Origin of the sequence: Streptomyces vulcanius, assembly GCF_042653945.1 — a bacterium.
Taxonomy (GTDB): domain Bacteria; phylum Actinomycetota; class Actinomycetes; order Streptomycetales; family Streptomycetaceae; genus Streptomyces; species Streptomyces mangrovi.
In genome coordinates, this window is record NZ_JBHSFK010000021.1 from 23018 (window position 1) to 48834 (window position 25817).

Annotated in this window: 22 protein-coding genes; 8 read left to right on the forward strand and 14 right to left on the reverse strand. The window is 69.3% G+C overall.

Annotated elements, in window-relative coordinates:
* Nucleotides 1-69: 69 nt before the first annotated feature.
* Genes ACFPIH_RS29215 through ACFPIH_RS29245 form a run of 7 tightly spaced genes read right to left on the reverse strand, consistent with a single transcriptional unit; the run spans nucleotide 70 to nucleotide 8278 of the window.
* Nucleotides 70-732, reverse strand: a complete 663-nt coding sequence (locus ACFPIH_RS29215; protein WP_381178876.1) for a sigma-70 family RNA polymerase sigma factor — start codon at nucleotides 730-732, stop codon at nucleotides 70-72.
* A gap of 24 nt (nucleotides 733-756) precedes the next feature.
* Nucleotides 757-2340, reverse strand: a complete 1584-nt coding sequence (locus ACFPIH_RS29220) for an ATP-binding cassette domain-containing protein (RefSeq protein WP_381178873.1) — start codon at nucleotides 2338-2340, stop codon at nucleotides 757-759.
* Nucleotides 2340-4082, reverse strand: coding sequence for an ABC transporter ATP-binding protein/permease (locus ACFPIH_RS29225; RefSeq protein ID WP_381178870.1), 1743 nt, complete (start codon nucleotides 4080-4082; stop codon nucleotides 2340-2342). Before ACFPIH_RS29225 ends, ACFPIH_RS29220 begins: the two co-directional genes overlap by 1 nt.
* A complete protein-coding gene (locus ACFPIH_RS29230; RefSeq protein ID WP_381178867.1) occupies nucleotides 4069-4314 on the reverse strand; it encodes a hypothetical protein in 246 nt (81 codons plus the stop codon). The genes ACFPIH_RS29225 and ACFPIH_RS29230 overlap by 14 nt, the downstream gene beginning before the upstream one ends.
* Nucleotides 4311-5357 carry a cytochrome d ubiquinol oxidase subunit II gene (locus ACFPIH_RS29235; protein ID WP_381178864.1) on the reverse strand — a complete coding sequence of 349 codons (1047 nt, stop codon included), beginning with the start codon at nucleotides 5355-5357 and terminating at the stop codon, nucleotides 4311-4313. The genes ACFPIH_RS29230 and ACFPIH_RS29235 overlap by 4 nt, the downstream gene beginning before the upstream one ends.
* The gene (locus ACFPIH_RS29240; RefSeq protein ID WP_381178861.1) at nucleotides 5354-6772 is read right to left on the reverse strand and encodes a cytochrome ubiquinol oxidase subunit I; all 1419 of its coding nucleotides are present in this window, start codon (nucleotides 6770-6772) and stop codon (nucleotides 5354-5356) included. The genes ACFPIH_RS29235 and ACFPIH_RS29240 overlap by 4 nt, the downstream gene beginning before the upstream one ends.
* Before the next feature lie 27 nt (nucleotides 6773-6799).
* Nucleotides 6800-8278 (reverse strand): MFS transporter, encoded by a 1479-nt coding sequence (locus ACFPIH_RS29245; protein WP_381178858.1) that lies wholly within the window; start codon nucleotides 8276-8278, stop codon nucleotides 6800-6802.
* Between the two features lie 103 nt (nucleotides 8279-8381).
* Between ACFPIH_RS29245 and ACFPIH_RS29250 the strand changes: the two genes are divergently transcribed.
* On the forward strand, nucleotides 8382-8891 hold the full coding sequence (locus ACFPIH_RS29250; protein ID WP_381178944.1) for a MarR family winged helix-turn-helix transcriptional regulator: 510 nt from the start codon (nucleotides 8382-8384) through the stop codon (nucleotides 8889-8891).
* A gap of 160 nt (nucleotides 8892-9051) precedes the next feature.
* Entirely contained in the window at nucleotides 9052-9726 is a 675-nt protein-coding gene (locus ACFPIH_RS29255; RefSeq protein WP_381178855.1) for a hypothetical protein, read from the forward strand.
* 257 nt (nucleotides 9727-9983) lie between these two features.
* Here the strand turns inward: ACFPIH_RS29255 and ACFPIH_RS29260 are convergent, their stop codons facing one another.
* From ACFPIH_RS29260 to ACFPIH_RS29290, 7 genes are all read right to left on the reverse strand, one after another.
* Nucleotides 9984-11051: a methyltransferase gene (locus tag ACFPIH_RS29260; RefSeq protein ID WP_381178852.1), complete on the reverse strand. Its 1068-nt coding sequence runs from the start codon at nucleotides 11049-11051 to the stop codon at nucleotides 9984-9986.
* Nucleotides 11011-11970, reverse strand: a complete 960-nt coding sequence (locus ACFPIH_RS29265) for a TauD/TfdA dioxygenase family protein (protein ID WP_381178849.1) — start codon at nucleotides 11968-11970, stop codon at nucleotides 11011-11013. Before ACFPIH_RS29265 ends, ACFPIH_RS29260 begins: the two co-directional genes overlap by 41 nt.
* A 51-nt stretch (nucleotides 11971-12021) precedes the next feature.
* Nucleotides 12022-13377 (reverse strand): ATP-grasp domain-containing protein, encoded by a 1356-nt coding sequence (locus ACFPIH_RS29270; protein ID WP_381178846.1) that lies wholly within the window; start codon nucleotides 13375-13377, stop codon nucleotides 12022-12024.
* Nucleotides 13378-13444: 67 nt separating this feature from the next.
* Nucleotides 13445-14593 (reverse strand): GNAT family N-acetyltransferase, encoded by a 1149-nt coding sequence (locus ACFPIH_RS29275; RefSeq protein ID WP_381178844.1) that lies wholly within the window; start codon nucleotides 14591-14593, stop codon nucleotides 13445-13447.
* A 24-nt stretch (nucleotides 14594-14617) separates the two neighbouring features.
* Entirely contained in the window at nucleotides 14618-15781 is a 1164-nt protein-coding gene (locus ACFPIH_RS29280; protein ID WP_381178841.1) for a hypothetical protein, read from the reverse strand.
* Complete coding sequence (locus tag ACFPIH_RS29285; RefSeq protein WP_381178838.1) at nucleotides 15782-17155, reverse strand: DUF6002 family protein; 1374 nt, start codon at nucleotides 17153-17155, stop codon at nucleotides 15782-15784.
* Between the two features lie 141 nt (nucleotides 17156-17296).
* Nucleotides 17297-18205, reverse strand: coding sequence for a 2-oxoglutarate and iron-dependent oxygenase domain-containing protein (locus ACFPIH_RS29290; RefSeq protein WP_381178835.1), 909 nt, complete (start codon nucleotides 18203-18205; stop codon nucleotides 17297-17299).
* A 722-nt stretch (nucleotides 18206-18927) separates the two neighbouring features.
* Between ACFPIH_RS29290 and ACFPIH_RS29295 the strand changes: the two genes are divergently transcribed.
* From ACFPIH_RS29295 to ACFPIH_RS29320, 6 genes are all read left to right on the forward strand, one after another.
* Entirely contained in the window at nucleotides 18928-20085 is a 1158-nt protein-coding gene (locus ACFPIH_RS29295; protein WP_381178832.1) for a glycine amidinotransferase, read from the forward strand.
* Between the two features lie 42 nt (nucleotides 20086-20127).
* Nucleotides 20128-21186, forward strand: a complete 1059-nt coding sequence (gene dpgA, locus ACFPIH_RS29300) for a 3,5-dihydroxyphenylacetyl-CoA synthase DpgA (RefSeq protein ID WP_381178829.1) — start codon at nucleotides 20128-20130, stop codon at nucleotides 21184-21186.
* An 80-nt stretch (nucleotides 21187-21266) separates the two neighbouring features.
* Nucleotides 21267-21923, forward strand: coding sequence for an enoyl-CoA-hydratase DpgB (dpgB, locus tag ACFPIH_RS29305; RefSeq protein WP_385877806.1), 657 nt, complete (start codon nucleotides 21267-21269; stop codon nucleotides 21921-21923).
* On the forward strand, nucleotides 21920-23257 hold the full coding sequence (gene dpgC, locus ACFPIH_RS29310) for a (3,5-dihydroxyphenyl)acetyl-CoA 1,2-dioxygenase DpgC (RefSeq protein ID WP_381178822.1): 1338 nt from the start codon (nucleotides 21920-21922) through the stop codon (nucleotides 23255-23257). The genes dpgB and dpgC overlap by 4 nt, the downstream gene beginning before the upstream one ends.
* Entirely contained in the window at nucleotides 23254-24609 is a 1356-nt protein-coding gene (locus ACFPIH_RS29315) for an aminotransferase-like domain-containing protein (RefSeq protein WP_381178819.1), read from the forward strand. The genes dpgC and ACFPIH_RS29315 overlap by 4 nt, the downstream gene beginning before the upstream one ends.
* Before the next feature lie 11 nt (nucleotides 24610-24620).
* Nucleotides 24621-25805: a cytochrome P450 gene (locus tag ACFPIH_RS29320; protein WP_381178816.1), complete on the forward strand. Its 1185-nt coding sequence runs from the start codon at nucleotides 24621-24623 to the stop codon at nucleotides 25803-25805.
* Nucleotides 25806-25817 lie beyond the last annotated feature (12 nt).

Here is a 25817-nt window from a genome sequence, read left to right on the forward strand (position 1 = left end):
ATCCGCCCCTGGACCACCAAGCGACTATGACCACATAACTATATCCTCAACATCATTATGCGCCTATAACTAGGCATGTCGTTTCCGCTCGCCGTCCCGGGACCGGCCCGCCGGGGCGAGTCGGTGCTCACGGGCGTATGCCCCCAGCAACGAGCGCAACTGCCCCCGCCCCCGGTGCAGCCGCGACAGCACCGTGCCGACGGGGGTCCGCATGATGTCTGCGATCTCCCGAACGGCGAAGCCCTCCACGTCGAAGAGGTACACGACTGTCCGGAAGACCTCGGGAATGGCCTGCAGTGCCGCTCTCACGTCCGCGTCGGGCAGATGGTCGAGCGCCTCCGATTCGGCCGTACGCAAACCCGTCGACGTGTGCGACTCGGCGCGGGCCAGCTGCCAGTCCTCGATCTCCGCCAGGCCGTCGTACTGCGGGCGGCGCCGCCCGCTGCGACGGGAGTTGAGGAAGGTGGTGGTGAGGATGCGGTAGAGCCATGCCTTGAGGTTCGTGCCCTCGCGGTACTGGTGGAAGGAGGTGTAGGCCCTGGCGTACGTCTCCTGGACGAGGTCCTCGGCGTCGGCAGGATGGCAGGTCATCCGCAGGGCGGCCGAGTGGAGCCGGTCGACAAAAGTCAGGGCCGGTTCGAAGCGGGCCTGGAGCTCCAGGTCGGACTGCGCCGCGTGGGGCCGTCCGCCATGGGTGGCGGTGAGCACGTCGCGGGACGGTGCCGTGGTCATGATGCCTCCTGGGAGGTGCGGAATTCACGGGCCCCTGTGGTCGAGCGGGAGCCGGGCCACGTGTCCGGCCGGCTCGAGACACGCCGGTACGTCGTGCAGTGCGACGACGACGGTGGTGTCGGGCAGATGCGTGAGGATGCCGAGCACGTGTCGGGCGGTTCGGTCGTCCAGGCCAGTGGTCGGTTCGTCGACGATGAGTACATGCGGGTGGCGGGCCAGGGCCCGGCCCAGGTAGACCCGGCGGAGCTCACCACCGGAGAGCTGCCTCCCACCGGGGCCCACCGAGGTTCCGGCCGTCAGTCCGCTGCCGCTCAGCCGCAGTTCGGAGAGGCGTTCGTCGATCTCGTCGTCGGTCAGGTCGGCGTCGGCGAGCCGCCAGTTGGAGCCGAGTGTGCCGGTGAAGAGGTGGTCGTCGGCGGCGACGGCCACTACGGCGGGCCGACCGTCGTGGCCGTCAGCAGCCTGCCGCAGCGACGAGGCCAGAGCCCGTAGCAGGGTGCTCTTGCCACTGCCGGAGCGGCCGGTGACGACGAGCATCGTGCCTCGGGCGACGGTGGCGCCGAGGACGCGCCCCGGCCGGAGGGCCATCGGCGGAAGGAGGTAGTCGGCGAAGCCGATGCCCTGCCCGGTGGACCATGACCGTATCGCCGGAACGCCGGCCTCGGTCGGGGTGGGCGGTGTGCTCGTCGTGAGCCTGCGGTGGGCCGCCTTCGCGGTGGCTCGGGCCTCGGCGGCGTTCGCCAGTTGCCCGGCCTGGGCCAGGACACCGAGAGACACCAGGGCGACGAACACGAACGTGGGGGCATCCGGTGCGCTGCCGGTGGCCGCCGTGGCGATCAGTGTGGCCGTGCCGACCAGGTCGGCGGTCAGCGTGGTCCGGCGCCTTCGCCGACCGGCCGCTTCCCGTTCGGTGTCGAGTCGGGTGAACCTCTCCGTCGTACGCGCGGCGAGCTGCTCGGCGGCCCCGAGCGAGGCCATCTCCGGCCATGCGTCGACGGCGGTGACGACTTCGGCACGCAGCGCCTTGCGGGTGCTCTGCTCGACCGCGCGGCCGACGCCGGGCCTACTGTGGGCGATCACCGCCATGATGACGACGCCGGCCGAGAGGACGGCTGCCGGCACGACGGACGTGGACGCGGCGACGGCGAGGACTGCGCCGACGGTCAGCGCGGCGGTGACGGCGACGGGGGTCGTGCACTCGATCAACGCCATCCCGGCGGTGTCGGCATCGGCCATGCTGCGGTCGAGCAGTTCCCCCGACCACAGGCCGTCCGTCTGTGCCCGGTCGGTGGCCGCGGCGCGGTCGAAGAGATCGGCCCGCGCGGCGGCGACCCGGCGCAGGGCGGCCGCGTGCAGCACCAGACGCTTGCTGTAGTTGCCGGCGATGCGGGCCACGGCGAAGGCACGCACACCGCCGCTGGGGGCGATGTAGGAGAAGGAGCTGAAGGTGGCCGCGCCGGCGACGGCGCAGGTGCTGATGAACCAGCCCGACAGACCGAGCAGTCCGGCGGAGGACAGTTCGGCTACGACGGCGAGCACCAGCCCTCCGGTCGCAAGGGAACGCGCCCGCCGGTCACGGCGGAGGGTGTGGCGGGGGCTGCCGCTCATCACGCGTTCACCGGCCTCGTGTCGCGAAGGCGGCCGTCGTCGATCGCGAGCACGGTGTCGGCCGTGGCAGCGAGCGGGGCGGAATGGGTGGCGACGATGACGGTGCAGCCGTCGGTGGCCCGCCGCAGGGCCGCGACGACGTCGTGTTCGCTGTCCGCGTCGAGGTGGGCGGTCGGCTCGTCGAGCAGCCAGAGCCGGGCACCGCGCAGAAAGGCGCGGGCAATGGCGATCCGGCGGGCTTCCCCGGTCGACACACCCCAACCGCCCTCACCGAGCCGGGTGTCCAGCCCGTCGGGGAGCCGCTCGATCACGGTGTTCAGCCCGGCGGCGTCGACGGCCCGCCGTATCTGCCGCTCGCCGGCCTCCGGGCGGCCGAGGCGGATGTTGTCGCGAACGGTCGCGTCGAGCAGCACCGTCCGCTGCCCGACCCAGGCGCATCCGCCGAGTACCGGTGCCTGCAACCCGGAGGAGGTGCGCCATCCGACCGTTCCGGCCGTCGGTCGGCGCAGGCCGGCGATCAGCGCCAGCACGGTGCTCTTCCCCGCGCCGGAGGCCCCGGTGATCGCGGTCCACGTGCCGGGTGCGAAATCGGCGTCGGCCTGGACGGTGTCCTGGTCGGCACCGTCGTAGCGGTGCCGGACCGCCGTCAGCGACACGCCGACCGGCTCGGTCGGCCGCGGGTAGGCCGCCCGGATCGGCTCGTCGGGGGTGCCCTTGACGATGTCACGGATGACACCGGCGGCGTTCGTGGCGCGCTCCCGCTGGTGGAAGGCGGCGGCTCTGGCGCGCATCGGGGCGAAGTACATCGGACACACGAGCAGCACCAGCAGTCCGGTGAACAGGGTGAGCCTCGGGGCGTGCGGCACCTGCACGTAGCCGAGCAGCGACAGGCCGATGTAGGTGGCGTTCACCGCGATGGAGAACGTGATGACGACGTCCATGATCACGCCGGACAGGAAGGCGCGGCGCAGGACGCTCATCGTCGCCTTGTTCAGCCGCTCGGCAGCCGTGGTCAGGGTGCGTCCGCGTCGGCCGACCGCACCGAGTTCGCGCAGCGTCCGCAGGCCGCGGAAGCTGTCGAGGACGACGGCGTTCAGATGCCGGGTCGCGGCCAGTTGACGGTCCGCGCCGTGCTGGGCGAACAGCCCCGCCAGACGCATGTTCAGGGGCAGCAGCGCCGTGGTCAGGACAAGAACGATCGCGGCCGGCCAGTGCACCGCGGCCGTGACCGCCAACACGGCGAGCATGGACAGGAGCGCCGACCGGCGCAGGGGCGCGGCCTGCGCGTGGAAGTCGGCGACGTCGTCGGCCAGATCGACCACGGCCCACGCCGCCTCTGCCGGGCCGGTCTCGCCGATCCGCCCTGCGGTGGGGATCCGCCCTGCGGTGGGCAGGAGAGCGCCCGTCAACTGCTGCCGCAGGCCGGTGGCGACGGCACGCGCGCCCCGATCGGCGAGTATGCCTGCCATCCGGTCGGCGCCCACGGCCGGCACGCTCGTGACGGCGAAGGCCACGAGGCCCCACGTCTCGTGCGTCGTTGCCCGGTCCATCACTGCCTGGGCCGTCCATGCAAGGGCGCCCCAGCGGGTGATCGTGAACAGCGTCCCCAGCGTCTGGAGGGTGGCCGACAGACCGAACCAGTGCCGTCCCGGCGCGGCGCACGCGGTGAGCCATGCGTCGTCGTCCGGCCGCTTTCCGACGGCGCTCGGCTCGCACCCCTCGTTCGTCTCATTCGTCGTCATGAGGGCGCCGCTCGTCGATGATCCATGCGATGCCACCGGTCAGAGCGATGGCGATCATGCCCAGGGTGGTCAGCAGCTGCGAGTGGATCTGCCGGTAGCCGCCGAACATCCCCTGGCAGACGAAGTAGGCGAGCATGCCCAGCACCGTCCAGACGACAGCGGCGAGCAGGCGCAGCACGACACGGAACGGCGTGGGCGGCGACGACGCGTGGTCGGAGTCCCGGGTGGTCATGAGCGTGCTCCTGTGACAAGCGGTCCTTGGGCTGCCGGAGGTTCGTCACCCGGAAGTTCGGTGGGGAACCTGCCGGCGAAGGCCCGGTGGGCGAACACGTTGTAGGCCAGCACCAGCGGCATGTTCAGACCGATGCCGACGAGGATGAAGACCATCGTGGAGTGGGGACCGGCCGTACTGTCGACGGTGAGGTCCGGGGGCACGAGCACCGGGTAGCGGGCCACGGCCAGGGCGAGGAACACGGACACGGTCGCGACGACGAGTCCGCCGAGGGGCAGGACGTCCACCGGACCGGACTCCCGCCGCCGCGGAAACGTGACGAGAGAGGTGACTCCTCCCCCGGCGGCGAACAGCAGCAGCCCCGCGAACGCGAAGGCCCGTCCCGGGCTGTCGAGGTTCAGCGGTGCGGCGGTGGCGTCGACGGCGAAGAGGAGCACGACCAGCAGCACTCCCCCGACCGCCGTGGCGGCCGCACCCCGCCGTGCCGCCGACTCCCTCAGGAGCCCGGCCGCCTTGTGCTTCGTATGGGCGTAGCCGAGAGCGGTGTACGCGGCCGTGACAGTGAGGCCCGACAGCACGCAGAACCAGCTGAAGGACCCGAAGGCCGACCCGGTGTAGACGTCGCCCCGCAGATGAACCGCTGAGGTCAGCGTCCCCAGGGCGAAACCCTGCGCGAACGAGGCGAGCAGCGACGCCACGCCGAAGGCGGTCGTCCAGCGGGGAGCGGGCGGCGCCTGGGACGCCATCTCGACGCTCACGCCGCGCACGACGAGGGAGAACAGCATCACCGTCATCGGCAGGTAGGCGTGCGGCAGGAGCGTGCCGAAGGCCAGGGGGAAGCCCGCCCAGAGTGCGACGCCGAGCAGGATGAGCCAGGTCTCGTTGCCGTCCCAGCCCACCGCGACGGACTCCAGCATGTGCCGCCGGTGCGCGGGATCGCGTTCGAAGAGGGTGGCCACGCCGACACCGAGGTCGTAGCCGTCCAGCACGACGTACATCAGAAGGCAGACGAGTACGGTCGCCGACCAGAGGGTCGTGGTCATCGCGCCGCCACCTCCCGGGCGCCGAGCGGTACGGGAGGCTCCAGCGGTGCGCCGTCCTCGGTGAGGCCGGTATCCGGCAGGTCCTGCGGTGGAGGTTCATGTCGGGGGTCGTCGCGTTCCGGGCCGATGCGCATGGTGCGGACGATGTAGGCGACGTAGGCCACCAGCATGATCAGGTAGAGCGCGGAGAAGCCGATCACCGAGAACAGGACTTCTCCTGGTGCCAGGTGGGACACGGCGTCCGAGGTGCGGAGTTGCCCGAACACGATCCACGGTTGCCGTCCCGCCTCGGCGGTGACCCAGCCCCCGAGGATGGCCAGGATCCCTGCCGGGGTCGTCCAGAGGACGAACCTGTGGAATCGCCTCGCGGTCCACAGACGGTCGCGGATGCGCAGGACGGTGGCGGCGAACGCCGTGCCGAACATCAGCACGGCCGCCAGGAACATGATGCGGAAGCCCCAGAAGGTCGCGGCCATGTCCGGCCGGTCGGCCGCCGGGGTGAGCTTCAGACCGGGCATGGCAGTCTTGCAGCTGAGGTCCTTGGCGATGTAGCTGCCGAGGCAGGGAATGTCGAGCTCGGCGATGTTCCGCGCGGCTTCCTGGTCCGGGACGGCGAACAGGACGAAGCCGGTGTCACCGTTGTCCCAGTTGCCCTCGATCGCCTCCAACTTGGAGAGCTGGTGGGGCAGTTCATGCCCGGCCACGCTGTCACCGAGGTAGAGCTGAATGGGCATCAGCAGCGCGGCGATCCCGAGCGCGATCGACATCGAGCGGCGGGCGAAACCCTTCGCGCGCCCCTTGACCAGGTACCAGGCCGAGATCCCGGCGACGAAGAAGCTCGCCGAGATCAGTACGGCGGCCAGCATGTGCGGCCAGCGCCAGATGAACGACGGGTTGAGGATGACCTGTGTCCAGTCGGTGGGCTCGAACCGGCCGTGGACGACCTTGAAACCGGCGGGCGTCTGCATCCACGAGTTCGCCGCGATGATCCACGTCGACGACAGGACGGTACCCACCGACACCATCACGGTGGACAGGAACATCGTGCCCTTGCGAACACGGCCGTCCCCGTAGAGCAGGACACCGATGAAGCCGGCCTCGACGAAGAAGGCCGTCACGACCTCCATGCCGATGATCGGTCCGATGACCGGCCCTGTCCTGGCGCCGTACACACCCCAGTTGAGGCCCATCTGGAACGTGATGACGGCCCCGGCGACCACGCCGATCGCGAAGCCGACGGCGAAGATACGCCGCCAGAACCGGAACATCTGCAGGTAGACCGGCCTGCTGGTACGCCAGTACAGGCCGTAGACGACCGACAGGAGGATCGACAGTCCGACGGTGATCGCCGGAAACGTCATGTGGAACATGACGGTGATGGCGAACTGCCATCGCGACAAGTCGAGAAGACTCATCACTGCTCCCTTTCGTAAGGGGCGGGTTCAGGCGTCGACGACCGCAGTGGCGGCCGGCGCGGCGGCGGTGAAGCGCGGCAGGGCTGCGGCACCGATCGCGAGGAGGGCGACGATGCCCATGTGCACGTACTCGACTCCGGCGAAGGCGTGCGAGACGCCGTGCGGTGCGAGGCTGATGTAGAGGGTGCCGAGCGTGGCCACCCCGAGGGCGAGTCCGCTCTGCTGCAGAGTGATCAGCGCGCCGCTGCCGATGCCGCCCAGGTGGGCGGGGACGTCGGCGAGCACGCTGCGGAACAGGCCGGCGAACAGCATCGACTGCCCGGCCCCGGCCAGGGCGAGCGGTACGGCCATGGCCCACAGGCTGACGTGCGGCCACTTCACCAGCAGGACCGCCACCAGGGAGACCAGCCCAGCGAGTTGGACGACGGCGCCGGCGGACAGCGCCGCCCTGCCGAATCGGCCGATGAGCCGCGGCGCGACCAGCGAGCCGGCGAAGAACAGCAGGGCCATCGGCAGGATCGCCAGGCCGCCGTGCAGGGCGTCGGCGTGCAGGCCGTTCTGGACGGTGAGGGCGAAGACGAACATGAACGCGCCGAAGCCGATGCTGAAGGCGAACACCATAACCAGGCCGCGCGACATCGACGGCAGGCGCAGCAGGGACGGCGGCAGCAGCGGGACCTCGCCGCGCTCCTCGGCGCGCTTCTCCACGACGTAGGTGGCGGCGCCGAGCACGACCGCGGCGGCGAGCAGCAGCCAGGTCCACCACGGCCAGCCCAGGGAGTGGCCCTCGGTCAGCGGAACCAGCAGGGCGGTCAGGGTCGCGGCGAACAGCACGGTGCCGGGCAGATCGATGCCGACCGGGTGGTGCGAGCGGGTGTCGGGCACGATGCGGGCCGCCACCAGCAGCACGACCACACCGATGGGCACGTTGACCAGGAAGATCGGCCGCCAGGATGTGCCGGCGATGTCGGCGCTGACCAGCAGGCCGCCCACCAGTTGCCCGACCACGGCGGCGATGCCTGAGGTGGCCCCGTACAGGGCCACCGCACGGGACCTGCGTTCTCCTTCGAGGACCTGGTGGAAGGTGGCCAGCACCTGGGGGATCAGCAGGGCGGCGGTCGCGCCCTGGACGATGCGGGCGGCGATCAGCGCGCCCACGCTCGGGGCGACACCGCAGGCCAGCGACGCCAGGACGAAGCCCACGAGCGCGCCGAGGAAGACGCGGCGGCGGCCGTAGCGGTCGCCCAGCCTGCCGCCGAGGACGAGGAGGGTGGCGTACGCGACGCCGTACCCGGCGATGACCAGCTCCAGCGACGACGCCGACGCGTGCAGGGAGGCGTCGATGCTGGGCAGGGCGACGTTGGTGATGAAGAAGTCCATGATCGGCAGGAACGCGCCCGCCAACAGGATGAACACCCCGAGCGGATGCAGTCCGCCCGCACGGGCCGTGGCATGGGGCGAGGGCGCGGCCGCGCCGGCATGCCGGGAGGAGGTGGTTGTCGTCATGACAGCTCCCACGAGAACCGATGTTATGTACTCATAACTATGAGCACATAAGGAGTATGCACCTATAACCACTTGGAGGCAAACCCCGTACCCTGGAGCCGTGATGGAGGACCAAGCGCACCCGACAGGCCCGACAGCAGGGCCGGACCACGAGCCACGGTGGGCCGAACTGGCCGACCTCGTACTGATCATCAGCCGGGAGATCCAGTTCCGCCGCTACACGGACGAGCAGGCTGTCCACCTGTCACAGTCCGAGGGCATGGTGATGCGCTATCTGAAGCGCGACCCCGAGGCCCCGCCCAGCCGCATCGCCGACGCAACCGGGCTCCAGCGCACCAACCTCTCCACCGTCCTGCGCGGACTCGAACAGAAGGGCTTCATCGAACGGCATGCCCACTCGGGCGACGGCCGAGGGGTGACGGTCCACTCCACCGAGCGCGGACGCAGCAACACCACCCTCGTCCGGCAGGAATGGGCCGCGACCGTCTCCGAAGCCGCCCACCACGACACCGAACACCTCGACGCGGCCCTCACCCTGCTCAGGGCCGTGGAAGACGGACTGACCAGGTCACGGCCGCAGAACCGTGCCAGGCGTCCGGCGACCCAACAGTGACCCCCACGCACCAACGACGCCGGCCGGCACCAGCCGGTGGCTGTGCGGTCAGCTCATGACCTTGCCACGGTCCGTCTCGCGCCCGCTCCCCCGGTACGGTCCGCCACGCCGTGGCCTGCGGCGTCGGCCATGGTGGCATCGCACTTGGGGGCTGTGCGCGGTGCTTCTTGGCGCTGTCGCCATGCTGTGGGCGGTCGATGCGTTCACTGCCCTGCCCGCGGCGGTCGCGGAGGAGCGGGGGTTCCTCGCGGCGCTCCCGTGCACGGCGGCCGGAGCCGGCGCCGACCGGGCGGATTGCCTGCACACCGTACGCGCCACCGTCACGGGGACCGTGATCCAGAGCTCCGGGAGAGAGGACACGTACCGGCTCGAACTGTCGGGTCCCGCCCCGGCCTCCGGCTCGCTCGACATGGGTTCCGCGGGCCCCCTTCTGAAGCGGTTGCGCCCGGGCGACCAGGTGAGCGTCACTGTGTGGCGGCACTACGCGACAGCCGTCAGCCAGGGCGGCCTCACGCAGCAGACCAACGACGACCCTGTTGGCGACCCCGATATCGACACCGCCCTGGCGCTGGGGTCGCTGGCCTGCGGAACGTACCTGCTGGGGGCCGGTGGCTGCGCGCTGCTGGGAGCGCGCGGTGCCGCCGAGCGCGGCCTGCCGGCTTCCCTGGCCCCGTTGAGCAAGGCCACTGCCGGTGCGGCGCTGGCGGCATGGCCGGCCTGTCTTGCCGGCGTCGGGTGGGGAGGGCCCGTCACGGTGGCGGCGGCCTGGCTGGTGATGCTGCCGGTGATCGGGTGGATCGTTGCGGTACGAGAGCGCGGCGCCGGGCGCCGATGAGCAGTAGGGGCCCGGTGTGGAAGACCTGCGTCGCCGAGACCCGCCTGCGGTTTCTGCTCGCAGTGCGCACGGGAGCGGGAGGGCCGTGCGGCCGAGCCCACGGCGGGGGTCATCGAAGCGCGGTCGATGCGGACCGCCGTGACGGAGCCGGCCGCCTCACGCGGCTACGACGGCGGCGTTCCACACACGAGCAGCCGTCTCCCGCTCCTCCAGCGATCTCATGCACTGCCGGGCCTGGCAGCCGCGCGATCGTGGCTTCAGGCTTTCACCCCGATGTGAAGGCCGTGTTCGTAGGGATATCCGGTGAGTGTGCGAACCTGCTGGAAGCCCGCCTGCCGCAGCCATTCTTCGTAGTTTCCCGCGGGATAGGCCATGCCCTGACCACTGGCCAGGGCATTCAGGTAGAGCGTGAGGCGCGCCGAATACCAGCCTTCGGTTTCGTCGTCCGATGCGTTGTACCCATAGATCAGGACTTGTCCGCCGGGCGGCAGCACGTCCATGGCCTTGGCCAGCAGGGTCGTGATCTGTTCACCGGAGAAGATTTCCAGTACGTGACTGAACAGCACCGTGTCGCTGCCAGTGGGAAAGGGGTCGGCGAACAGGTCACCGGGATGCACCGTCACCCGCTCCCCGAAGGACGGGGCGGTGGCTTGCTCAGCGATGTGCGACACACTTGGTATGTCGAAGATGGTCGAGGTCAGTTTCGGGTACCGGGCGGTCAGCCGAGTGCTGGTGGTGCCATCGCCGCCGCCCACGTCAAGCAGCCGACGCGTAGAGGCGAACTGCTCGCTCTCCACGAGAGCGTCGACGCTGCGCAGGGTGAAGGCGCCCATGGCGCGGTGGAAGACAGCCTCCAGCCCGGGGTCGTGTGCCAGACGTTGATAGAGAGTGGGTTCACTGCCCGGATGAGCGGCCAACGCGGTGTTCGTACCGGCCCTCAGGGCTTCCGTCAGATGCGCGAAAGCGGGGTAGTACACCTCCCGCCAGCCGACCAGGATGTGCCGCCAGCTGTCCGGGGTGTCGCCGGTGAGCATTTCCTCAGCGACCCGAGAATTCACGTAGTGCCCGTCGCGCCGTTCGAGTAGGCCGGTGGTGCACACCGCATACAACAGGACGCGGAGTGAGTGCGGTGGCAGTCCAGTGGCCCCGCGAATTTCATCGAAAGACGACAGTCCGCCGGACACGATGGTGAACAGGTCGAGTTCCAGCGCCGTGACCAGGGAATTGAACAGGGCCGGAGCGTTCACCAGCAGGTGGAAGCGTTCGAGGACGGGGTCCTCTTCGTCATACGTCTGTGAGGATTTCATCTTGGTGGGCACCTCCATCGGTCGGACGGTGGGTGGGGGCGGAGGCGATCTCGCGACTCTTGCAGGTGACGCCGGTGAGCGGGGCGGAGCCGGCGAGCGCACGGTAGATCATGCGGTCGGCGCCGCCGTGGTCCAGTACGTAGTTGTGCAGCAGCCGGACGTTGTCCCAAACGGCGATGTCCCCCACTGCCCAACGCCAGCGCACCGTGCGCTCCGGAACCAGGGCGTGGTGCAGGAACAGGTCAAGGAGAGTGCGACCCTCCAGATCGGACAGTCCTTCGATGGTCGACACGCAATTGGGGTTGAGGACCAGTGAACGGCGGCCGTCGGCGCGCTGGTCGACCGCGACCAGCGGATGGCTGATCGCAGGCAGCGCCAGCAGTCGGTCACGCAGGACCGAGTCGGCGCCCGGTGCGAGCCAGTCGGCGTAGAGCAGCCGCGCGTCGTGTGTGCAACTGAGGCCCTCTGCCAGGGTGCGCAGGGGTTCCGACAGCACACTGTAGGCGCCGGCCAGATCCGCGAAGAGGGTGTCACCGCCCGTCTGCGGAAGGCGTGCGGCCTGGAGGAGTGAGTAGGTCGGCACTTCGCGCACGAAGGTGCAGTCCAGGTGCCAGTTGGTTCCGTGCCGGTTGTGGATGTCACGGCTGCGCACGTCCTCGGGACGAACGCCCCCCGTCTGGTTGGCCAGCACCTCGGGGCGGCCTGGGAGTCCCTGTTTGAGGGGATGGGCGGGCAGCACCGAGCCGAAGTGAGCGGCCAGTTCGACCAGGACCGCCGGATCGGTGGGCTGACCGCGCAGGAAGATCACCCCGTGAGTGGAGACCAGGGCCTTGAGCCGGTCCGCGGCGGCCGCGTCCACATGAGAGATGTCGAGCCCCGACAGCTCTGCGCCGATGCTTCCGGTGAGACGTTCGATCTCCCAAGTGTGGTCCGACATGTGAGGGAGCCACCTCCTGTTCGCTGGTAGCCGTGGAGTACTGGTCACTGGTCAGGCGGCGGCCAGGACCACGTTCTCCATGGCGCCGCCCTGTGCCACACCCACCACGCCACTGCGGCCGTCGGGGTAGTAGCGCGCGTACACTCCGCCCGTCCGACCACCGAAAAGGCAGGGGCTGAGGACCGGGGCAACTGAGGACCGGTAGGGCGTGGAGCCGGGTCCTGCCACCATCTCCAGCTCATAGCGGCCGGGTTCGACGTACTCCTGCACGATCGAGTCGCCGGCGTCGAGGGCGCTGGTGACCGTCGCCTCCCACTGCGGCTGGGTGCATGTACGGCCCATCACCACGCCCCGGCCCATCATGCCGACGGCCGGCTTCACCACGAACGACTCGCGGTGCGTGGTCAGGAGACGGAGCAGGTCCACCCGGTCGCCCCGCCACTCGACCTTGCCCTCACGGGCGACTCGGGTCCAGGGAACGTACCGGGTCACGAGCCGCTGGTCGTTCCCGGCCATCCAGGGGCGGCCCTCGGAGAGCCACGCCAGCACCTTTTTGTTGGCCACCAGGTAGCTGCTCTCCGGGGGGTACAGGACGCAGCCTGCGTCAAGGATGGCGTGCACCGGATCGAGCGGTTCGCCGCGGGACACCCAGTCGGCGGGTGCGAAGTAGCGCAGCGCCAGCGGGAACCTCAGCTGTCCCGGCCGGCCGACCTTGTGCGGCAGGTCGCCCGGCTCCAGAACTTGCGCGTCGAAGCCGCGTTCTCTCAGATAGGCGGCCTCGCCGTCGAAGTAGCGGGTTGTCTCGCCCCGGCGATCCACCCGATTGCCCACCAGAGCGACTGCGCGCGGCAGGCCGAGTGAGTCGCACAACTCCTCGAACAGTTCGGTGCGGGCCGCGAACGGGTCGTCCACCGTGAAGGGCAGGGGCCGTCCGGGTGCGCCGAACAGGCGGGTCCATGCCCGGTCGAATCCATGGGCTTCCGTGGGCCCTCCGAACGCTCCGCTGACGTTGAACTCGAGGAAGCGGGGACCGTCGGGCCCGATGACGACGTCGGGGCGGGCCATCGCGTCGCAATGGCGCAGCTCGAAGGCGTCGTCGTCGATGAAGAAGGGGAAGGAGTGGGTGGTGGGCCGGACTCCCAGGGCCGCAAGCCTGCCCGGACGGTCGGGGGCGGACTCGAGCAGCGCTTGGCGCAGCAGGCCGAGTAGGCCTCGGGCTGCTGAGAACAGCTCATCGTAGGTGGCCTTGGACACGGCGAACGGCTCGAGGGGAACGGGCTGGGTGTGCACCCAGGTTCCGCAGTCGCGCAGCTCGTCGCGGAGTACCTCGACGACGTCGTCCGCCGGGCTGCGCTCGTGGTGGCGGTAGGGGCGGGCATCGAACCATCGGTGGGTTTCCGATTCCACTCGAACTAGCCTTCCTGGGACCGGTTTTGACGCGGGATGAGCGGTCGGTGCAGCGCGCGCCCGGTGGTTACGGGAAGGGGGCGGACGGCCGCCTCGGGCCGGAGTGAAGGAATGAGTCCAGATCCACGTGTTGCGCCTGCGCGATGCCGGCGGTCCGCCACGGCAGATCGGCACGGGGCGGCCGTCGGCCGTCGTGGAAGTAGACGGCTACGAACCCGCCTCGGTCGTCGAGGGCGATCATTGGATTGTCGATGAGGAAGCGGCGTACGGGCTCCGTGTCGCGCAGGACGGTCACCCGCAGCCGCTTGTGGCGGAAATGGTTGCCCGGCATGGTGACCACGGGGTGCAGCTTGCGCTTGAACTGGAAAGTGCCCTTGCTGATGAAGGGCTCGCAGCCGCCCAGGTCGACCGAGGCCATGCCTTGGTGTGCGGCCCACTCGAGCACGTGGATGAAGAGGGCGGTATACGTGCCCCCGCGGTAGTGGGCGGGGTTGCCGTCCGCTACGCCGACCAGCCGCAGCGTCAGGATTCCGGTGGTGGGCTCCAGCCGGCACAGGGCGCCTGCCACGGGTTCGCCGGAGTGGCTCAGGAAGAACAGCACGCCCTTACGGAAGATCTCGGTATGGGCGATTGCGCGCCGCTCCGAGCGGGTGCTCTCGCCGTGCCGGACCTGCATGGTCGGTGCGTGCATGTGGTCGTAGAAGTACGCGAAGTCGGCTTCCCGGGTGGCGACTTCAAGGGTCCAGGTGCGGCACTGGCGCTGCCGCACGAACTGCTGACGGTCCTTGCGGGAGACCCGCCCCAGGACGTCGGCCTTGTCGCCGAGCGGTACCGTGAGCGCCAGCCGGAAAGGGAGTGTGAGGGAGCGCGCTTGTGGCAGGTGACGGGCGTGGTGGATGTCGTAGCCGGTGACTGCCAGGTCGGTGTGTTCCGCAGTGGGTGCGGCGAGCAGGCTACCCCAGCGGCGGCGGACGGATGTCCTCACGGCCCCGGCTGCCGGGGCGCGGCGGTGCTCGAGGAAGGGCAGCGTCAGATGTACTCCCTCGGGTAGGCCCGCGTACGCCAGCTGCACCATGCCGTCGCCGCTCGGTGACTCGACCCACACTGGACGGCGCGCCGCCATGACGTCGAACAACCGGTGGGCGGTGCGGACCACGGGGCCCTCGCCGTTGCGCCAGCGGTACCCGCCCGCCGCGTACAGTCGGTCCAGCATCATCTCGAACCTTCCGTCCATGCCGCATCACACATGGGCGCCTGCATCCGTCTGTTCCGCCTTCGCCCGGTGGGCGGCCGGTCTGGTTCGCAGACGGGCACGGAGTGTCTCCACAACGGTGCGCGCGGCGTTCAGTTCGCCGATCGGGAAGCCGTCGGCCAGGTCGGCGATGTCGCCTGCCTGCGGTGCGTCGAGTGATCGCGGCCCGGTGGTCTCCTCGTGCTCGTTCAGCGCGTGCAGTGCGGCGCTGAGGCGTCCGGTGAAGCGGACCGTCCCGTCGGCGATGTCCACGCCTTCCGCCGTGCCCACCTGCCGGTTCCATGCCACTGCTGCTTCCTGGGTCAGCCCCGGGGGCAGTGCCAGTTGCAGTGTTCCGCCGCGTATCCGTACCGGGTAGCCGCCCGGGAGGCCCCACGGCCCTGGCAGGCTGGTGTCCCAGTCCGCGCCGTACAGCAGCGCTGCGGCCAGTCGGGCAGCGGTGCGGCCGGTCACCAGGTTGAGGCGTTCGCGCCCGGTGGCCCGCTGTGCGGCCAGGTGCTGTGTCACGTCCGGGACAGGCGTGCCGTCCAGCCAGGCGCGAGCCTCGTCGTCGGCCGACCGGGGCCGGCTGAGGTGGACATGGTGGGCGAGGACCTGCAGCCGTTGTGGATCGACGGCGCCCAGGGCGTGTGTGAGGGACGAGGCCACGAGCCCGGCGTTGCCGATACCGCACAGCACCGGCAGGTGGAGAGCGTTGAGCAGAGGATTGACCGCGTCCGGGAAGCAGGCGTTGACCAACCGGGTGCTTCGGCCTGCTGCGGCCACGGCGGTGGCGGCTCGTACGGCGAGGTCGGCCTGGAACGGCAGAGTGAGCCCGAAACCCGCTTGGGCGATCAGGTCGGTCCAGGCGCTGGGAGTGCGTTCGCGTTCCCAAGGCGAGTGCATCGAGGCGCAGACCAGTACGAGGTCCGGACGCTCTGCCCTGATCAGCTCACACAGCGCCTCCCCATCCGTTGCGGCCTGCGCTGCGGTGAAGGTGACGCCCGTACCTGCGACGGCGGCCCGGGCGCCGGCGAGGTAGACCAGCTCCGTGACGGCTGTGTGCCGACGGCCCGCCACGGTGACGCGCAGGCCTGCGTGGGACAGATCTGCCAGGGCACAGCAGGTCGCGGTGGCCAGCGAACCTGTACCCAGGATCAGGAGGCGGGCCATTCACTTCGCTCCGACGGCGGCGGCCACGTCCGCGACACTCTGCACCAGGTGCGCGTCGCCGTCGTGCAACGGCTGGTAGTCGGAGCGCGCGTAGGTTCCGGACCCGTGGATGACGACGGTCCGGTGCGGGCCGATGAGTCCGCGCTCCACTCCTTCCCGCACGCCGGTCATCGCCATCAGCAGTGACCATTCAGCGAGTTCGTCCGGGTCCTCGGGCAAGCTGAGCCCGGCATGGGCCAGTGCGGTACGCACGGCCGGGTAGTGCTTGAGGCACTCATGCCGTGACACGACGATCCCGCCGCCGCCGAACTTGCCGATGATCTCGTTCATGCGCTGGGCGGTGGGCGGCCGGTGGGTGTAGAACGTGGGATCGATGATCTCACTCGGGCTCTGCGTCGTGTAGGGGAAACTCGGGTCGACGTCCTGGTGGTACAGGCGCTCGGCGGGGTCCCAGGCGTACCTTGGCGCGTTGCGGCGGTCGAAGCTGCCGAAGCGCTGGCTGAGCACCATGTCCGGAATGTGGAGGTGCTGGACGAGATACGACTCCGGCCGCTGTATGGACGCGGCCTCGGGAGCGGCTTCCAGCAGGGTCCTGCCGGTGTGGTAGCCGAGCAGGCCGAAGGCACTGGAGACGGCGTGGGCGTGCGTGCGTACCTCGCCCGGCGTGATCGGGTCGGCGTCTTCCTCGAAGAACGCCCGGGTGGCGTCCGCCACCATGTAGTTGGCCAGCTCCAGTGAGAACCACATGCGGCCACCGGTATGCCGGGCCCAGTCAGCAGCGTGTGTGCGTACGAACTCCCGAGCGAGCGGTTTGACGTCTTCGGCTTGTTGACCGTCGTACAGCAGGACGGGGTTGAGCGCGCGCAGTTCGGGGTCGGTGACGAGCCGGCTGCGGCGCAGCTTGCTGCGACAGGCTGCGGGGCTGATCGTCACCACTCGCAACTGGTGAGGTTCGGCCAGGCCCAGTTCGAGCGCCCGTAGCACAGCGTCGCGCAGGGCGGTGCCCTTGTTCGCGGAGGTGGGTGTGACCAGCAGGATGGGGATCCCGGTGCGACGCAGGTGTTCGACGGCGCGCGCCACGATGAGCAGGGAAGCAGGGGTCTTGGTGGTCTGGGTGGCAGGGTTGGCGGTCAGGTCCAGCAGCCGCATCGGGTGCCCCTGGAAGTCCTCCAGCCGGCGCCAGGAAACGACCGCGGCGGCGAAGTACCCGCGGACGGCTTCGTCCAGCTCGGGGAAGTGGAAGCCGGGCCGGAACCCCTCGGGCTGTGGGGCGCCGTGCGGCTCCTGACCGCATGCCGCCACGATGTCGGGCAGCCGGTGGTAGTGCTCGAGGACTGGGTTGCGTGTGACGTTGCCGGCGCCCGCGTACGTCATGACGGCGCTCCGGACGGTGGCCGGCGATCCGCTTCGAGTCTGTTCACTGCGGCCCTTGCTCCCTGGGGTGACGGGTGTTCCTGCCGAACCGTGCGCGGTGCGGGAAGGCGCCGAGGACGGTCGTTGGGCGCCAGAGGGGATTCAAGTGCCGAGGATCGACTTCAGAACGGCCACATAGTCCGAACCGGTGTCGAGCGGCGCGTATTTGGGCGGTTCGGCCTGGGTGAGGGCGTCAAGCGGCGCGACCACCACGCCGTAGTCGGGTCGGTGCTTGTACTGGATGGACATGCGGTCCTGGCGCACCGCGCTCACCCGGTGTGGTGCTGCCCGGTGCCGGCCGTTGGACCAGCGCTGGACGTAGTCGGCGAGGAAGACGAACAAGGTGTCCGGCTCGGTGGGCACTTCGGACCACGAGCCGTCGCTGCTGCGGACGTCCAGGCCGGGTTCGTCCTGGTGCAGGATGGTCAGCAGTGACAGGTCGATGTGCGGCGACATGGCGTAGTTGACCTTCGAGCCGACGTCGGACAGGTGGCTGGCGCCGTAGTAGTTCAGTCCGAGGCGATGCAGCGGAGTGTTCAGGTAACCGGTGAAGAAGTCATCGCCCAGGCCCAGGTCGATGGCGCAGGCGGCCAGGAGGCCGTCACCCAGGTCGGTCAACCGGTGGAACAGCTCCAAGGACTTGGGGAAGGGTTCGTGGTAGAAGTCCACGGACTCGGGAAGGGTCAGTTCGCCGGTGACGTTGCCGATCCGGAACTGCTCGCAGGCTTCGGTGCCGCTGTGGGTGCGGCTCCTTTCCCTGCCGAGTCCTCGGTAGCCCAGGAACTGGGACTCCTCTGCGGCGTCGTACTTGTTCTTTTCGTCGGACGGCAGACGGTAGAAGGTGCGCATTTCCGCGTAGACGTCCTGGATCAGCCCGACGGGAATACCGTGGTCGCGGACGAAGAAGAATCCTTCGCGCCGACAGATGTCGCCTATGTCGTCAGCGACCGCCTGTCGCTCTTTCGAGGTCCAACCGGCCGCAGGACCTGGCAGCCGTATTTGCGGTATCACCCTGTTACCTCCCGTTTCGTCGCCGATCGAAGCAGCCTGGGGTGTTTCCCGGGCCGCTTGGTCGCGTCACGCCGATGGGTCCGGCCACGCACGCCGCAAGGGCCGGCGGCCTGACGGCGGGCCCGTCCCGTGGGCTGCACGAGTAGGCGTCGAAGGGAGCGAATGCAGGGCCGCTGAGCGCCGCGTCCGGTCCCTTTGGCGGATTGTGCACTCGTGAGGAAATGGCGAAGAGCCCTGGTGGTCGATGCAGGCTGCCGCCAGGACGGCATGAGGGGAATGAGACCGCCGCTCGCCCGCTCCGTCCGGACCGTGGGCAGCAGTTCTGGTGTTGCCCCAGTCATCTTCTGAGCGCTGCGTAACCGCCGCAACCCCGCGGGGTCGACTTTCGGTCACCTTGCGCACACGGAACGCATCCGTTATCGCGCCGTGACGTATCTGTCGGGAGACGGCGCCTTTTTAACGAGTCATGACGTATTCACAGGGCGTCTCGACGGCAGAGAGTCCCCCTGGAACTGGTCGGGCAAATGTCCGAAAGTACGGTGCAGGTCGCCAGGCACGGTCTTCCGTTCATCCTGCACATGCCCAACACTGAGGAGCCGCACCACATTTGGCGCCGGTGGTGGGCCGGACTCTGTCCGGCTCGTGCCACGAATGCCGCCGCGCCCCTGCCCGGCCTGTGAGCTGTCCCGCTGCGGTGCATGACGACAATCGATGGAGCACGCATGATGCTCAACAGTTTCGATGAATGGTCGCCGCTCAAGGAGGTGGTGGTCGGCTCTGCGACGAACTACACCTCGCATCAGCGTGAACTGTCCTTCGACCTCTTCTTCCACGACAACATCGCCGGTGACAACGCCTCCCGCTCGGAGTGGTATTACCCGCGGCTGACCGCCGGTGGACGCAGCGAGTCGTCACCGAGCGGAACCGTGCCGATCAAACAGCGCTACGTGGACGAACTCAACGAGGACTTATCGGGCATCGTGGATGCTCTCACCGCGCTGGGGGTGACGGTTCACCGTCCGATGGACCTGGACGCCGAGACGGCCGAGGTGCGCGCGCTCGCTTGGAGCGCCTCGGTGGTGCCTCCGCTCAACGTACGGGACAACACCCTCATCGTCGGCGACGAGATCATCGAAACGCCACCGATGATCCGGTCCCGCTACTTCGAGACCCAGTTCCTGACACCTGTGTTCCAGCGGTACTTCGAGCGGGGAGCCCGGTGGACGGTGATGCCACGGCCCCTCATGACGGATGCGTCTTTCGACCTGTCGTACGCCAGGGTCAGCTCTGTGGGTGGCCCGACCGAGCCCATCGCCGATCCGCAGCCCACGAGTTACGACGTCGGCACGGAGATGATGTTCGACGGTGCCCAGGTCCTGCGCCTGGGCCGGGACCTGGTCGTGAACGTCTCCACCGCCAATCACATGCTCGCGTGCGACTGGCTGGAGCGTCACCTGGCAGGCCGTTTCCGCATCCACCGGGTTCACCGCATCAGCGACAGCCACATCGACAGCATGGTGCTCGCGCTGCGGCCCGGTACTCTCCTGGTCCGCACACCCGAGCTGCGCGACAAGCTGCCCAAGAAGCTCCGCTCGTGGGACCTGATCGTGCCGCCGGCTCCGGAGCGCAACCACTTCCCGTCGTACGACGATGACGATCTGATCCTCACCAGCCCGTTCATCGACCTGAACGTGCTGTCCGTCTCCCCCGAGACCGTACTCGTCAACGAGGCCTGCCCGGAGCTGATGCGCATGCTGGAGAAGCACGGCTTCACAGTGGTGCCGGTACGGCACAGGCACCGACGGCTGTTCGGCGGCGGCTTCCACTGCTTCACCCTCGACACAGTGCGCGAAGGCGGGCTGGAGGACTACCTCGACTGAGGCCGGTCCACGCCGGGACCGCCTGCCACAGAAGGAGACCGCGTGCTCGCTCCGGCTCGACTCATCGGCATCGGGACCGCCCTGCCCTCGGTCTCCTACACTCAGGACGAACTCCTTGAGACATTCGGGATCACCGATCCCGCGACCCGGGCGATCTTCCTCAACAGTACGATCCGGCGGCGCGGGCTGACCCTGCCGCCTCAACTGCCGGACCGGTCCCGTGCGGTGGAGTCCCAAGGGGAGTTACTGGCCAAGCACCTGACAGAAGGGCTGCGGCTGGGCAGGGAGGCCGTGCTCGCCTGTCTTGCGGAAGCCGGAGCCGATGTGACGGACGTGCGGCACCTGTGCTGCGTCACGTCCACCGGGTTTCTCACCCCCGGATTCTCCGCCCTGCTGCTCAAGGACATGGGGATCAGTCCCAGCTGCTACCGCCTGGACGTGGTCGGAATGGGATGCAACGCAGGGCTGAACGCACTGGCGTCGGTGGCGGGATGGTCACGATGCCACGCCGGCGAACTGGCGGTCATGGTGTGCATCGAGGTGTGCTCGGCAGCGTACGTCATCGACGGTACGCGGCGTACCTCCGTGGTCAACAGCCTCTTCGGTGACGGCGCCGCCGCCGTCGCGGTGACGGCCGGCGGCACTCAGCCGCCGGCCGCGGGCCCAGAACTGCTGGCCTTCGCCAGCCGCACCGTTCCCGAGGCAGTGGACGCGATGCGCTACGACTGGGACGACGAGCAGCACAAGTTCAGTTTCGCCCTCGACCCGCAGGTGCCATACGTCGTGGGGGCCCATGCCGAAGAGCTCATGGAAAGACTGCTGACGGGTACCGGGGTGCGCCGCTCCGAACTCGCTCACTGGGTGGTGCACGCAGGCGGAAAGAAGGTCGTGGACTCCGTCCGGGTCAACCTCGGCCTGAGCCGACACGACGTCCGGCACACCACGGGTGTGCTGCGTGACCACGGCAACCTGTCCAGCGGATCCTTTCTCTTCTCCTGTCAACGGCTCGCTGACGAGAAGGCGGCTGCCTCCGGGGACTTCGGGATTCTGATGACGATGGGTCCCGGCTCGACCATCGAAATGGCCCTGGCACGGTGGTGACGGGCCGGGAGAGAGGTGTGACGGTGCGAAGCAGCGGTGAGCGGGATCGGGCCCACGAGGGGCTGGAACTGAGTCTGAACGTGGACGGCACAAGGCCCCTTTCCCGACTGACGGCGGAGCTCGACGCGGTGTGCGATCGCCTTGAGGAACTCACGGACCGCTCGGTGTTGGGGATTCGGTTACTGCCGGTCCCGGCCGACCGGAGATCCTGGCCAAGCGGCGTCGGCGTGCAGGAAGTGAACCGTTGGGAACGGGCAGTGCGCCGGCTGGAGCGGCTTCCTGCGATGATCGTGACGACCGCGGCCGGGGTATGCGGCGGCCCGGCCTTGGACCTGCTGCTGGCCAGCGACTTCCGGATAGCCTCTCCCGACCTGCTGCTGATGCTGCCCGTGAACGACGGGCACTTCTGGCCGGGCATGGCCGTGTACCGGCTTGCTCAGCAGCTCGGCACCGGGCGTGCCCGGCAGATCGTGCTGTGGGGAGACGATCTTGACGGCGTCCGGGCACACGAACTCGGCCTCGTCGACCAACTCAGTGATGACCTGCCGGAGGCCGCTCACACGGCTGTGGTGCTGATGGGCCGGATATCCGACCGTGAGCTCGCGGTGCGTCGACAACTGCTGCTGGAGGCCCCGTCCGCGGAGTACCAGGACGCGCTGGGCGCCCATCTGGCTGCCTGCGACCGGGAACTGCGCCGCTTGGCCGCAGTCGGCGGCGGCGAGGAGACTGGCGCATGAGCTCCGCCATGCTCCCGGACACCCACGCGCTTCCATCGCCTCCGGTGCCGCGAGGGCAGCTCGCCACGGACGCCGAGGCGCTGCGGCGCTACGCGGAGCGGGCAGAGCGTCGGTTGACCCTGCTGCCGCCCCGGCCCGAGCGGGACGCGGCGCAGGAGGCACAGGCCGACGCTCTCCGCGATGCCTGTAGGACGGCCCGGCACAGCTTTCTGGCCCGGCACGCGGAGCAGGTGTACGAGGTACTGACCGAAGGCCGCGCGCGGCGGCTTCGGCTGAACCCTCTTGTACGGGAAGCCCAGGCGCGATTCCCCGGGCTCGTGCCGGCCGAGGCGAGGCTCGCCGAGGATCGCGACCGTGTGCAGGCCCAGAAGGAAGGCCACGAGATCGATCTCGGTGTCTTCTTCGGCGCCCTGCTGCGCTGCGCTGTCGCGGGCACGCACCTGATGGAGACCATGCTGCACACGGCACCTGGGTCCCAGGCCCTGCTGGAGGATTTCCGCCGCACCGACCGGCTGGAACTCAACTCCGTGCACGTGGAGCGCCGCGGCCCCGCCGCGCATGTGACCTTCCGCAACAGCCACTGCCTGAACGCCGAGGACAACCAGCTCATCGCGGACCTGGAGTCGGCGGTGGACGTGGTGCTGCTGGACGACCGAGTGCGGGTCGGTGTGCTGCGTGGAGGAGGGGTCGACCACCCTCGGTATGCCGGACGGCGGGTCTTCAGCGCGGGAATCAATCTGAAGGACCTGCGCAACGGCGCGATCTCCTATCTGGACTTCCTGCTCGGCCGTGAGCTGGGATACGTCAACAAGCTCGCGCACGGCCTGCTGCCCACGGAGTCCGGTTGGCGGGTGCCCGCAGCGGTGCACAAACCCTGGGTGGCCGCTGTCGACACCTTCGCGATCGGCGGCGGTATGCAACTGCTGCTCGTGGTGGACCGCGTCATAGCCGAGGACGGGGCGTTCTTCAGCCTGCCCGCGGCAGACGAGGGCATCGTTCCCGGTCTGGGCAACCTTCGGCTCACCCGGCTGACCGGCGCCCGGATGGCACGGCAGGTGCTGCTGTCGGGGCGCCGGCTGCGTGCGGGCGAACCGGGAGCGGAGCTGGTATGCGACGAGGTGGTGCCGGCCGGCGAACTCCACGACGCCGTGGAGCGGGCGGTGGCCGACCTGGCCGGCCCGGCGGTGGCGGCCAACCGCGCCATGCTGGCGCTGGCCGAGGAGCCGTGGAGCCACCTGCGCTCCTACCTCGCCGAATTCGCGGTGGTACAGGCCCAACGCATCTACAGCGCCGATGTCATTGCCCGGGTGGAAAGCCGGTGGGCCGGGGCATGACCACGCCCGCGCAGAACCGGGCCACAGCGCGCGGTGTACCGGAGCCGCCCCGGCCGCTCGCCGCGCTGGACCGCTCCCACCTGCACTCCTCCCTGAGCGATCCGCTGCTGGGTTCCGTGGAGTTCCTCAATGAGGTCATGCGCCGGTACCCGGACGCGATCTCCTTCGCTCCGGGTGCTCCGCACCCCGACACGTATGCCGACCTCGACGTGGAACGCTTCATGCACAGGTTCCTCGAGCATGCGGGCGCCGAGTGGGGCCACACGCCGTCCGGTGCGCGTCGGCTGCTGTACGAATACGGGCCGAGCCGCGGCCTGGTCAACGGCCTGGTCGCCGATCTGCTTCGACGCGACCGGCAGGTGCACGCCTCGCCGGAGGCGGTGGTGATCACTGTCGGTGCGCAGGAAGCGATGTTGCTGGTTCTGCGCGCCCTGATCCGCTGCGACGACGACCTGCTCGCCGTGGCGGACCCCTGTTATGTGGGGATGACCGGCACGGCCCGACTGCTGGGGGTGGGGGTCGTTCCGGTTGCCGAGAAGGAGCACGGCCCGGATCTGGAGGCCCTGCGCGCGGCCTGCCGGGCGGCCCGCCGCTCCGGGCGCCGGATTCGGGCGTTCTATGTGGCACCGGACTTCTCCAATCCCGGCGGGAACCACATGGATCTGGCCCACCGCAGAGAGCTCTTGGAGTTGGCCGAGGCGGAGGACTTCCTCGTGGTGGAGGACAGCGTCTACGGATTCACCGCCGCTGAAAACGAAGAACTGCCGTGCCTCAAGGCCATGGATCGCGGCTGCCGGGTGGTCCACCTCGGAACCTTCGCCAAGGTGTGCTTCCCCGGGGCGCGGGTGGGATATGTCGTGGCGGACCAGAAGGTGCGCTGCGAGGGTGCCCGCACCACGCTGCTGGCGGATGAGCTGGCCCGGCTGAAGACGATGGTGACGGTGAACACCTCACCGCTGTCACAGGCGGTCGTCGCAGGGATGCTGCTGGAGCACGGCGGATCCCTGGCCGCCGTGTGCCGGGCGCGTTCCGGGCTGTACCGGCGCAACCTCGCCCACTTGCTGGACGAGCTGGACGGGTTGCGGGATCAGGGGCTGTCGCGGGACGTCAAGTGGAACCGCCCGGCGGGCGGCTTCTTCGTCCGGATGCGGCTGCCCATCCGGGTCGACGACGAACTGCTCGCGCTCTCCGCAGCCCAGTACGGTGTGCTGTGGACACCGATGGCCGCCTTCCACCTCGGCTCCGGCGGCGACTGCGTCCTGCGGTTGTCCTGCAGCTATCTGGACGCCGAGGACATCACCGCCGGCGTGGCCCGGCTCGGCGCCTTCCTGCGCGGAGAGGTGGGCGCGTGACCTCTTCCCGGGTGCCCTCGCTGCCTGTTGAGCGGATCACGCCCTTCGACCCACCACCCGAACTGGCACAGCTGCGGGCCACCTCCCCTCTGACCAGGTTGCGCTACCCGGATGGCCATCTGGGGTGGCTGGTCACCGGCTACCACATGGCCCGGCAGGTGTTGTCGGATCCACGGTTCAGTGCGCGCTCGCAGTTGAAACGGGCTCCGACCGTGCGCCCGGGCATAGAACCGTTCTACCGTGCGCCCGCGTTGCCCGGATGGCTGGTCGACATGGACGCACCGGAGCACACCAGGATCCGGCGGCAGCTGGCCAAGGCGTTCACCGCACACCGGATGCGGTCCCTGCGGCCGAGGATCGAAGCGATCGTCAGCGACCGTCTGACCGCCATGGGTGAAGCAGGCGATCCGGCTGACCTGGTGGAGTCGTTCGCGCTGCCGGTGCCGTCGCTGGTGATCTGTGAATTGCTGGGCGTGCCCTACACGGAGCGAACCACCTTTCAGCGCGACAGTGCCACGCTGTTCAGCCTGGAGGCGACTGCGGAGCAGGCCGTACGCGCCATGGCGGATCTGGAGGCGTTTCTCACCGACCTGACAGCGTCCAAGCGACGGCGGCCGGGGGAAGACCTGGTCAGTACCCTGGCCACCGACGGTGAGCTGACCACCGCCGAAATCGCGGGGGTGGCTGCCCTGCTGCTGTCTGCGGGACACGAGACGACCGCCAACTCCCTGGGACTGGGAGTGTTCGCCCTGCTGAGCCACCCCGACCAGCTGGCGAGGTTGACCGCCGAACCCGGTCTTGCCGATACCGCGGTGGAAGAACTGCTCCGTTACCTGACGATCTTCCACTTCGGCGTGCCGCGCACCCCGTTGGAGGACGTGCCCTTGGCGGGAGAGGTGGTACGGGCGGGTGAGGCCGTGACGGTGTCGCTCCCGGCGGCGAACCGCGATCCTCAGCGGTTCGCGGGCCCTGATCTGCTCGACATCGGGCGACGCCAGGGTGGTCACCTCGCATTCGGCCACGGGGTGCACCAGTGCATCGGGCAGAACCTCGCGCGCGCCGAAATGCGGATAGCGTTCCCCGCCCTGTTCCAGCGTTTCCCGTCCTTGCGTCTTGCCGTGTCGCCTGAGCAGGTGCCCTTGGGGCGGGACAACGGTTTCTACGGAGTACACCGGTTGCCTGTGCGCTGGTCGTGATCGTGCGGCCGT